Source organism: Pseudoduganella sp. RAF53_2 (genome assembly GCF_052113985.1).
In the GTDB taxonomy this organism is placed as follows: Bacteria; Pseudomonadota; Gammaproteobacteria; order Burkholderiales; family Burkholderiaceae_D; genus Rugamonas.
The window spans coordinates 1-9,479 of the sequence record NZ_JBFRDW010000176.1 but is presented as its reverse complement, the minus strand read 5'-3'; the positions used below and the strand labels follow the sequence as shown (position 1 = coordinate 9,479).

The window sequence follows — 9,479 nt, the reverse complement described above, 5'->3', positions numbered from 1 at the left end:
AGATCGCCCACAGGAACTGGCCTTGCGGGTTGGTCGACTCGCGCAACGCCTTGAATTTCTTGACCGGGTCCTTTTCCTTCAGGATGCGGGCCACGATGTCGGCTGCTTTCGCGCCGCCTTCAACGTATTCGCCGGATGCGAAGTCCAGGCGTTTGATGTCCTTGCCGACTTTCTTGTAGAAGCCGCCACCAGTCTTCTGGCCCAGGGCGCCCTGCTCGATCAGCTTGGCCAGCACGGCCGGGGTCTTGTAGACGCCGAAGAATGGATCGTCAGCCAGGTTGTCCTGCATGGTCTTGATCACGTGGCCCATGGTGTCCAGGCCGACCACGTCCGCGGTGCGGAAGGTGCCGGACTTGGCGCGGCCCAGTTTTGCGCCGGTCAGGTCGTCGACCACGTCCACGGACAGGCCGAACTTCTCGGCTTCGTGAATGGTGGCCAGCATGCCGAAGATGCCCACGCGGTTGGCGATGAAGTTAGGCGTATCTTTTGCGCGCACCACGCCCTTGCCCAGGGTCGAAGTCAGGAAGGTTTCCAGCTGGTCCAGGATCTCAGGCTTGGTGGCAGCGGTCGGGATCAGTTCCACCAGGTGCATGTAGCGCGGTGGGTTGAAGAAGTGCACGCCGCAGAAGCGCGCCTTCAGGTCCGCGTCGAAACCTTCAGCCAGCTTCTCGATCGAGAGGCCGGAAGTGTTGGAGGCGAAGATGGCGTTCTGGCCGATGTGCGGAGCGACCTTCTTGTACAGGTCATGCTTCCAGTCCATGCGCTCGGCGATGGCTTCGATGATGATGTCGCAGCCGGCCAGCAGGTCCAGGTTGTCTTCGTAGTTGGCGACCTGGACCAGTTCAGCGTCGGCCTTGTCGCCGAACGGCGCCGGGGACAGCTTTTTCAGATTCTCGATGGCGCGCAGGACAATGCCGTTCTTTGGCGTGCCACCGGAGACATGCTCCGGCTTACCCGGCAGGTCGAACAGCACGACCGGCACTTTGGCGTTGACGCAGTGGGCCGCGATCTGCGCACCCATCACGCCCGCGCCCAGCACGGCTACTTTTTTCACGTTGAAGTTGCTCATGTTTTTCCTTTGTGGTGTGCCGGCGGCTTCTTGTTAAACCAGAGGCGGAAACCTGGTGGCTGCCACGATGTGGCAGCCACCTGCTCTTTGCCTTGGGTTCTAAAAGGGCCAACGGCGCTTTCAGACAATTAGAACAGGTCGGCGTCCAGGGCCATCAGGTTGGCGGCGCCGGAACGTGCCTGGCGGATCAGGGTTGCGGTTTCAGGCTGCAGGCGGCCGAAGTAGAAGCGCGCGGTTGCCAGCTTGGAGGTGTAGAACTTGTCGCCGGTGCTTTCCTTTTCCAGCGCGATCTTGRCCATCTGCGCGAAGAAGTAGGAGTACACCAGGTGGCCAACGACGCGCAGGTAAGGCACGGCGGCAGCGCCCACTTCATCCTGGTTCTGGAACGCCTTCATGCCGATTTCCATGGTCAGCTTGCCGACTTTCTCGCCCAGGTCACCCAGCGGGGTAATGAATTCGGACATCGCTTCGTCGGTACCGTTTTCTTCCACGAACGCGCGGATTTTCTCGCCGAACTTGCGCAGCTTGGCGCCGTTGTCCATCAGGATCTTACGGCCCAGCAGGTCCAGCGACTGCACGGTGTTGGTGCCTTCATAAATCAGGTTGATACGAGCGTCACGCACGTACTGCTCCATGCCCCACTCGCTGATGTAGCCGTGGCCACCGTACACCTGCATCGCGTCGGAGGTTGCGGTCCATGCATTGTCGGTGATGAAGGCCTTGATGATCGGGGTCAGCAGCGCCACTTCGTCGCCGGCTTCCTTGCGCACGTCTTCGTCAGGGTGGTTCAGTTCGCGGTCGATCTGCAGTGCCACGTAGGATGCGAAGGCACGTGCGCCTTCAGCGTAGGCTTTACCGGTCAGCAGCATGCGGCGCACGTCCGGGTGCACGATGATCGGGTCGGCAGGACCGTCCGGGTTCTTCACGCCGGACAGGGAGCGCATTTGCAGGCGGTCTTTCGCGTACACCAGCGCGTTCTGGTACGCCACTTCGGTCAGGCCCAGGGACTGCACGCCCACGCCCAGGCGGGCGGCGTTCATGAACACGAACATCGCGTTCAGGCCCTTGTTCGGCTGGCCGATGATCCAGCCCTTGGCGCCGTCCAGGTTCATCTGGCAGGTGGAGTTGCCGTGGATGCCCATCTTCTCTTCGATCGCGCCGCAGAAGATCGGGTTGCGCTCGCCGATGGAACCGTCAGCGTTCGGCAGGAACTTAGGAACCAGGAACAGGGAGATGCCCTTCGAACCTTCCGGTGCGTCCGGCACGCGTGCCAGCACCAGGTGCAGGATGTTTTCGGACATATCGTGTTCGCCGGCCGAGATGAAGATCTTGGCGCCGGTGATGTTCCAGGAACCGTCGGCGTTAGGGATGGCTTTCGAACGCAGCATGCCCAGGTCGGTGCCGCAGTGCGGCTCGGTCAGGCACATGGTGCCGGTCCACTCGCCGGAAACCAGCTTAGGCAGGTACAGGCGCTTCTGTTCGTCGGTGCCGTGTTCCTTCAGGCACTCGTAGGCGCCGTGCGACAGGCCTGGGTACATGGTCCATGCCTGGTTGGCGGAGTTCAGCATCTCGTAGAACGAGTTGTTCAGAACGATAGGCAGGCCCTGGCCGCCGTATTCAGGATCGCAGGCCAGTGCGGCCCAGCCGCCTTCCACGTACTGCTTGTACGCTTCCTTGAAGCCCTTCGGAGTGGTCACGGTCTTGGCCGCGGCATCGTGGTGGCAGCCTTCGCGGTCGCCGGAGTGGTTCAGCGGGAACAGCACTTCGGAGGTGAACTTCGCGCCCTCTTCCAGCACCTGGTTGATGATGTCGGCATCGGTTTCCGCGTGCGCCGGCAGTTCCTTCAGCTTCTCTTCCACGTTCAGCAGCTCGTGCAGCACGAACTGCATATCACGGATTGGCGCGACGTATTGACCCATTTTTTTCTCCTGAAGAAGGCTTAGACTATTTGAAGACTGCTGAAACGCAGCGTTAGGATTGGTAATTCTCGATCAAGCGATTGAAGGCGATGGTGGCTCTATCCACGCTGCCCGGGCTGCGCATGAAGCGGGCTTCATGGTGCAGCGCCAGGATCAGGCCGTACATCTCGTAGACCAGCTGGCCAGCGTCCGTTTCCGTGCGCAGGTCACCGTTCTCGATGGCCTGGCGCACGCAACGCAGCAGTGCGCCCTGCCAGGCCGAGACCATCGCGACCAGTTCCTCGCGGATCGGGCCGGGACGATCGTCGTACTCGACGGCGCCGCTGATATAGATGCAGCCGGAGGCGATTTCGACGCTGACTTTCTTCACCCAGTGCGCGAACATGGCACGCAGACGCGGCAGGCCGCGCGCCTCTTTCATGGCCGGGTAAAAGACTTCCTGCTCGAAACGGCGGTGGTACAGCTTCAACACTTCAATCTGCAAATCTTCGCGCGAACCAAAATGGGCAAATACGCCGGACTTACTCATGTTCATTTTGTCGGCCAGCACGCCGATGGTCAGGCCTTCCAGGYCGTCACGGCTCGCCAGGTCCAGGGCCACGTCCAGAATGGCTGCCCGGGTCATTTCGCCTTTGCGCATGAATTTAGTTGGAGTATTAATAAGAATGCCACTCACGGTAAGTACCCATTCAGAGATGTAGGAAAAATCTTATTCTCTCTCCAACAGGCTCTTTTGGTGCAAAAAGATTTGCGAACGTTCGTACTATTATCCAGCAGGACTTAAAAGTCAAACGCCGTTCTAGAGGTGAGGTTCTATTATTGCGAAGCAGCAATGACGCAGGTGTGACCGGGCGCAAAAAATGGGGACGCAACACATTTCCGCGCCGGCGGAATGGTGTTACGTCCCTATTTTTTCCAGGGTGCGGCGATCGCGTTTGGTGGGGCGGCCTTTGATGTCGGCGCCGGGTTCGTGGAAGAAGCGGCGGCGCTCGGCTTCTTTGGCGCGGCGGGCGATCGAGTCTTCGCTTTCCTCGTATAGCGTGCGGGCGATCGGCGCGGACTGGCGCTTGTCGGAGAGGCCGACTACCAGCACATCCCACTCATCCGAACCATTGTCGATATGCAGCTTGTCGCCCAGTTTGACCGCGCGCGACGGTTTGACGCGGTCGCCGCCGGCCTTCACACGGCCGTTGTCGATGGCATCGATGGCCAGCTGGCGGGTCTTGAAGAAGCGCGCTGCCCACAGCCATTTGTCGATGCGTACATTGTCCATCATGCGTATTTCCCTACAGCAAAAATTCTCATTAGTGTTTTATATGCAACATAAGCGATTTCGTAGCCGACCCGTTTGAAGCGTCCGACGTGCTCGAAATCCTGGGCATGAACTTCCACGCCCTCGGCCACCGCCGCCTCGATCTGGCAGCGCAGGGCTTGAGCGAAGCGGGCATCCTTGATGACCACGTTCGCTTCCTGGTTCAGGAACAGGCTCAGCCCGTCCACGTTGCTGGAGCCGACCGTGGCCCAGTCATCGTCGATCACCGCCACCTTGGCGTGCAGCTGCGTCTTGCGATATTCAACCACTTTCACCCCCGCCGCCAGCAGCTTTGGATAGAAGGAGTGGGCAACGGCATCCTGCAGCCAGATTTCGCCGACGCCGATCAACAGCACCACCTCGACGCCGCGCTGCGCCGCTTTCGCCAGGCCGCGGCGGAATTTGCGTCCCGGCGCAAAATACGGGTTTGCGATCAGCACCGATTTGCGCGCGCGGCCCAGCGCGTGCAGATAGGCCTTCTGGATCTTGGTACGGTTGCGCAGATTGTCGCGCACCACGAAGCCCGCGTGTACGGTCATATCACTGGCGGCCTTGGCCACCTTGCGCATTTCCTTGAACAGCTGATAGCGCTGCTTCAGGCCCATATGGCCCAGGCGCTGCCATTGGGCCTGCGCTTCTTTGTGGATCACGGCGACCAGCGGTCCGCGCACGGACACCGCGAAGTCCCAGCGCGGCGCCGCCAGCTGGATGCGCGGGCCGATATCCGCATACATATCGTCATTGACGTTGATGCCGCCCACGAACGCCACCTCGCGGTCCACCACGCAAATCTTGCGATGGGTACGCGTAATGCCGCGCGTGAACCAGGGATTGAAAATGCGATGTTCGACGCCCGCCGCTTCCATCTCTTCATGCATGCGGTTGGCGGCCTTGTGGCCCGTGCCGAACCAGTCCGTTAGCACGCGCACCTGCACACCGCGGCTGGCCGCCAGTTTCAGCGCAGCCTTGATCTGCTTGCCCGTGTCATCGTCGGCAAAGATATAGGTCTCGAAATAGACCTCATACTTCGCCTGATCGATGGCTTCGATCAGGGCTGGGAAAAATTCGGTACCGCAGTGTAGGAGAGTGACTTCGTTATCGGCTATAAACTCGACAGGGCGCATAGGCTAAGACACCAGTTTGAGATTCGCCACGATAGGTGCGTGGTCCGACAGCCTGGCCCACATGGAGCCGTGCAGGACTTCCGCGGATTCTACCTTGAACCCTCGAACATAGATGCGGTCCAACCTGAAAAAGGGCAAGGCTGCCGGGAATGTACGGGCTGGACGGACGGCTGCCTCACGCCGCGCCAGGGTACGGACCAGGTCGCCCAGGCTGGAGCCGGCACCGACGTCGTCAAAGACCTCGACCACTCCCAGCGCCTTGCGCAGTTTGGCGCTCAGAGTGTTGCGCCAGTCGTTGAAATCGCCGGCGATAATCACCGGCTCGTTATTCGGTGCGGAATGCCTCACCGCTTCGATCAGGGCTTCGACCTGGCGCACACGGCTGCGCTCGAACAGGCCAAGATGGATCACGTAGCAATGCACGGTGGTGTCCGGCGTCTGCACGATGGAGTGCAGAATGCCACGGGCCTCGTAGGCGTGATCCGAAATGTCGGTATTACTCCACTTATCGATCGGGTACTTGCTCAGCAGCGCATTGCCGTGGTGGCCATGATCGTATTGCGCGTTCAGGCCATACACGGACTGGTGCGACTCGCCCGCAAAGAATTCATGCTGGGCCTTCTTCGGCCAGTTGCGGTGGCCATGCTGCTCGTCGCCATACATCGCTTCGATACGGTCATGCTGCCCCTGCACTTCCTGCAGGAACACCAGGTCCGCATGGAAGGCGCCAATGGCATTCTTGAGCGCATGCACGCGCGGATGGCTGCGGTACGACACGCCCTTGTGAATGTTATAGGTGGCAACACGGAGCTTCATGGACCTGATTGTACCCCCGCTGCCGCGCTTGCCGCTGATCAATTGTGCGGCGGTGACACGGTTGCCTCGCTAACCGACTGGCGCGGCAAAATAATGCGGAAGGTGGTCCCTTTGTCGATGATGCTGTCCACCTCGATGCGGCCGCCGTGTTTCTGCACGATGCCGTAGGACAGCGACAGGCCCAGGCCCGTGCCCTTCCCTACCGGCTTGGTAGTGAAGAAGGGTTCGAAAATGCGGCCCAGGTTTTCTTCCGGAATGCCGCCGCCGGTATCGGACACTTCCACCGTCACATTCTGCGCATCCTGCCGCGTGCGCACGGTGATGCGGCCCCGTTCGCGGATGGCATGGGCCGCGTTCACCAGCAGGTTCATGAAGACCTGGTTCAGCTGCGAGGGAATGCATTCGATGGGCGCCACGCCGCCGTATTCCTTGACCACTTCGGCTTTATATTTCAGCTCATTCCAGACCACGTTCAGCGTGCTGTCCAGGCCCGCCTCGATGCTGGACACCAGCACGTCGCCGGCGCCGACGTGCGAGAAGTCTTTCATATCCTGCACGATGCGCTTGATGCGGTCCAGGCCATCCATCGACTCGGACAGCAGGCAGCCCAGGTCTTCGCGCACATAATCGGCGTCGACTTCGCGGCGCAGCGCGGCCAGAGTCTGCTGGTCGGCATCCCCCAGCCGCGCCGCCGCTTCTTCATAGCCGTCCAGAAGCTTGAGCAAGGCCCCTGCATAGCGCTGCAGGCTGCTCAGGTTCGAGTTGACGAAGCCGACCGGGTTGTTGATCTCATGCGCCACGCCGGCCGCCAGCACGCCGATGGATGCCATTTTCTCCGATTGCAGCAGCTGGTTCTGCGCCTCGCCCAGCTTGCGGATCAATTCGGCCTGGCGTTCCTTTTCCTTCTCCAGCGTTTCATTCGCCATCTGCAGCGCGAGAGTGCGTTCCAGCACGCGGCTCTCCAGCTGATCGCGCGATTCGCGCAGCGCTTCCTCGGCATGCTGGCGTTCCGTGATATCGGTGTAGCCGAACACGCGGCCGATAATGCGCTCGCCCAGATACTGCGGACGCGAACGGCATTCGAACACGCGGCCATCGTTCAGGCGGAAGGTGTCTTCCGTTTCGGCGCGGTCCACCACCTGCTGCAGGCGTTCGCGGCACAACTCCGATTCCTCCACGCTGCTGGCGAGGAAGGCCAGGATCGCCGCGTCATTCCCCGCTTGCAGCAAATCCACGGGAATGCGCCACATCTGGCTGAACAGGCGGTTCATGCTGGCGATGTTGTTGTGCCAGTCAATGACCAGGATGCCGTTGCCGGTCGATTCCAGCGTGGTGCGCAACTGGGACAGCGTATGCTCCAGCGTGTCCTCCACCTTGCGTTCCTGCCGCACGTCGCGCGCCTGCACCAGCAGCAGGGTATGGCCTTCGTACGCCACGGGCCGCACCGATTTCATCACCGTGATCGGCGTCGAGTCCACACAGTGATATTCGCCTTCCTGCGCCTCGATCAGCTGGTACTGGCCGTTGCGCACGTCTTCCCAGTAGAACACGTCCTGCAGCGAGCTTTCGATATCGGTGATCTGCATCGACAGCAGCTGCTCACTGCTGTAACCCAGCGCCTGTCCCACCGCACGGTTGGTGACGATAATGCGCAAGTCGGACGGATCGACCAGCAGCATCATCTGCGGACTGTGGTCCAGCATCAGCTGCCGCAGTTCGGCGATCACGCGCCAGCCCCCTGCCCCGGCTTGCCGGCGTCGAAGTAATAGCTGACACGCTTGCGGGGACTCAGGTAATGGAAGATCTCTTTCGGCACCTGCGCCGGTTTGATCGAGCGCACGATGTTCAGATCCGGCTCGCGGTCCAGGTCCACCATGATGGCTTCTTCGCGCGGCACGCCGGATTCGTAAATCACCAGCACCGGCTTGGTCGGCTTGTCCGTATTCACGGTCGCGACCATGCCGGTGGCGCCGTTCGCCAGTTGCACGATGGTCCCCGGCGGATAAACGCCCAGGCAGCGGATGAACACTTGCAGCAGCTTGGGATCGAACTTGGTGCGCAGCTTGGCGAACATCAGCGACAGCGCTTCGTGCGGCGTCAAGCCGGCGCTGCCATTCAGCGGGTTGCACAGCTCATCGTAGTAATTGGTGATGGCGACAATGCGCGCCAGCAGGCCGATCGCTTCGCCCTTCAGGCCGCGCGTGTAGCCGCTGCCATCGAACATTTCGTGATGGTCGCGGCAGATCGCAATCGCAGCATTCGGGAAGTGCATCCCCTGCCCGATCTCGGCGCCGCCATGGGCATGGGTTTCGTACAGCTTCTGCTCTGCGGGCGTCCACGCTTCGTGCTTGTTCAATACGCGGTCCGGAATGTTCTTGGTACCGATGTCGTGGAACAGCGCGCCGATGCCCAGCGCATTGGCGACTTCCACCGGCAGCTTGATGTCGCGCGCAATCATCATGGACAGCATGGTCACGTTCAGCGAGTGCACATAAATTTCTTCGCCACCGGCCTTGTCGCCCATGACGTGAATGGCGAGGTCCGGCGCGACCAGGATCGAGTCCGTGATCTGGCCGATCAGCTCCGTCGCCTGCTTCACGCTCTCTTCCGGCCGCGAGAACAGATTCTTCTCGATATTGCGGATCGACTTGGCCGTGTCGGCAAAGGCGTGCTCGATGCGCGCAGCGTTCTCGCGCTGCTCCTGGATGCGCGCCATCATGGCGCGCTTGGCTAACAGCTCGGGTGAATCCGGGGGCGGCGCGCGCGATGCTTCATCGGCGGGTGCCGGCGGCGCATGGCCGGCAGCGGGCGTGGGACTTACGTCGCTCAAGGCAGGATCGAAACGGATCGTTTGCAGGCCGAGACTGCGCAAGGTGCGGATCTGGTCTTCAGACTTGATCTTGAACTGGCTGAAGGCAAACGGATGCTCGAACCATTTCAGATCGAGGTGGATATAGAGCCCGACTTGCAGCTGCTCTGGTGAAATGTCCTGGGTGTCTGGCATGGTGGCCGTCCTCGCGAACACACGTGGATGTTTCTATTATCCACAGTTTCGCTGAGAACGCACGCTGCGTTATGCCTTGTACTTTGCTAGCTGATGCGGCAATTGCAGGACCGCTTCCGCATTGGAGGGCGAGAAGCATTTGTCCGCAGCTTCCAGCCACGATAGCCAGACATGCGCCACGTGCTCGCGGGGGCTGAGCATGATCGGCACTTCACGCGGCACTTCTACGCTGAAC

The 9,479-nt window shown here is 60.8% G+C and carries 8 protein-coding genes and 1 pseudogene; all 9 read right to left on the bottom strand.

Going from position 1 to position 9,479, the window contains the following annotated elements:
• A partial coding sequence (locus AB4Z11_RS12645; RefSeq protein WP_442025599.1) for a 3-hydroxyacyl-CoA dehydrogenase family protein occupies window positions 1-1,069 on the bottom strand: 1,069 nt, incomplete at its 3' end.
• 128 nt (window positions 1,070-1,197) lie between these two features.
• Complete coding sequence (locus AB4Z11_RS12640) at window positions 1,198-2,988, bottom strand: acyl-CoA dehydrogenase C-terminal domain-containing protein (RefSeq protein WP_442025598.1); 1,791 nt, start codon at window positions 2,986-2,988, stop codon at window positions 1,198-1,200.
• Between the two features lie 52 nt (window positions 2,989-3,040).
• On the bottom strand, window positions 3,041-3,628 hold the full coding sequence (locus tag AB4Z11_RS12635) for a TetR/AcrR family transcriptional regulator (protein WP_442025597.1): 588 nt from the start codon (window positions 3,626-3,628) through the stop codon (window positions 3,041-3,043).
• Between the two features lie 258 nt (window positions 3,629-3,886).
• Window positions 3,887-4,261, bottom strand: a complete 375-nt coding sequence (locus AB4Z11_RS12630) for an RNA-binding S4 domain-containing protein (RefSeq protein WP_442025600.1) — start codon at window positions 4,259-4,261, stop codon at window positions 3,887-3,889.
• On the bottom strand, window positions 4,261-5,424 hold the full coding sequence (clsB, locus tag AB4Z11_RS12625; protein ID WP_442025596.1) for a cardiolipin synthase ClsB: 1,164 nt from the start codon (window positions 5,422-5,424) through the stop codon (window positions 4,261-4,263). The genes AB4Z11_RS12630 and clsB overlap by 1 nt, the downstream gene beginning before the upstream one ends.
• A 3-nt stretch (window positions 5,425-5,427) precedes the next feature.
• On the bottom strand, window positions 5,428-6,240 hold the full coding sequence (locus AB4Z11_RS12620; protein ID WP_442025595.1) for an endonuclease/exonuclease/phosphatase family protein: 813 nt from the start codon (window positions 6,238-6,240) through the stop codon (window positions 5,428-5,430).
• Window positions 6,241-6,278: 38 nt separating this feature from the next.
• Window positions 6,279-7,967 carry an ATP-binding protein gene (locus AB4Z11_RS12615; protein WP_442025594.1) on the bottom strand — a complete coding sequence of 563 codons (1,689 nt, stop codon included), beginning with the start codon at window positions 7,965-7,967 and terminating at the stop codon, window positions 6,279-6,281.
• Entirely contained in the window at window positions 7,964-9,244 is a 1,281-nt protein-coding gene (locus AB4Z11_RS12610) for an HD-GYP domain-containing protein (protein WP_442025593.1), read from the bottom strand. Before AB4Z11_RS12610 ends, AB4Z11_RS12615 begins: the two co-directional genes overlap by 4 nt.
• A 69-nt stretch (window positions 9,245-9,313) precedes the next feature.
• Window positions 9,314-9,479: pseudogene (locus AB4Z11_RS12605) on the bottom strand (dihydroneopterin triphosphate diphosphatase); the annotation flags it as partial.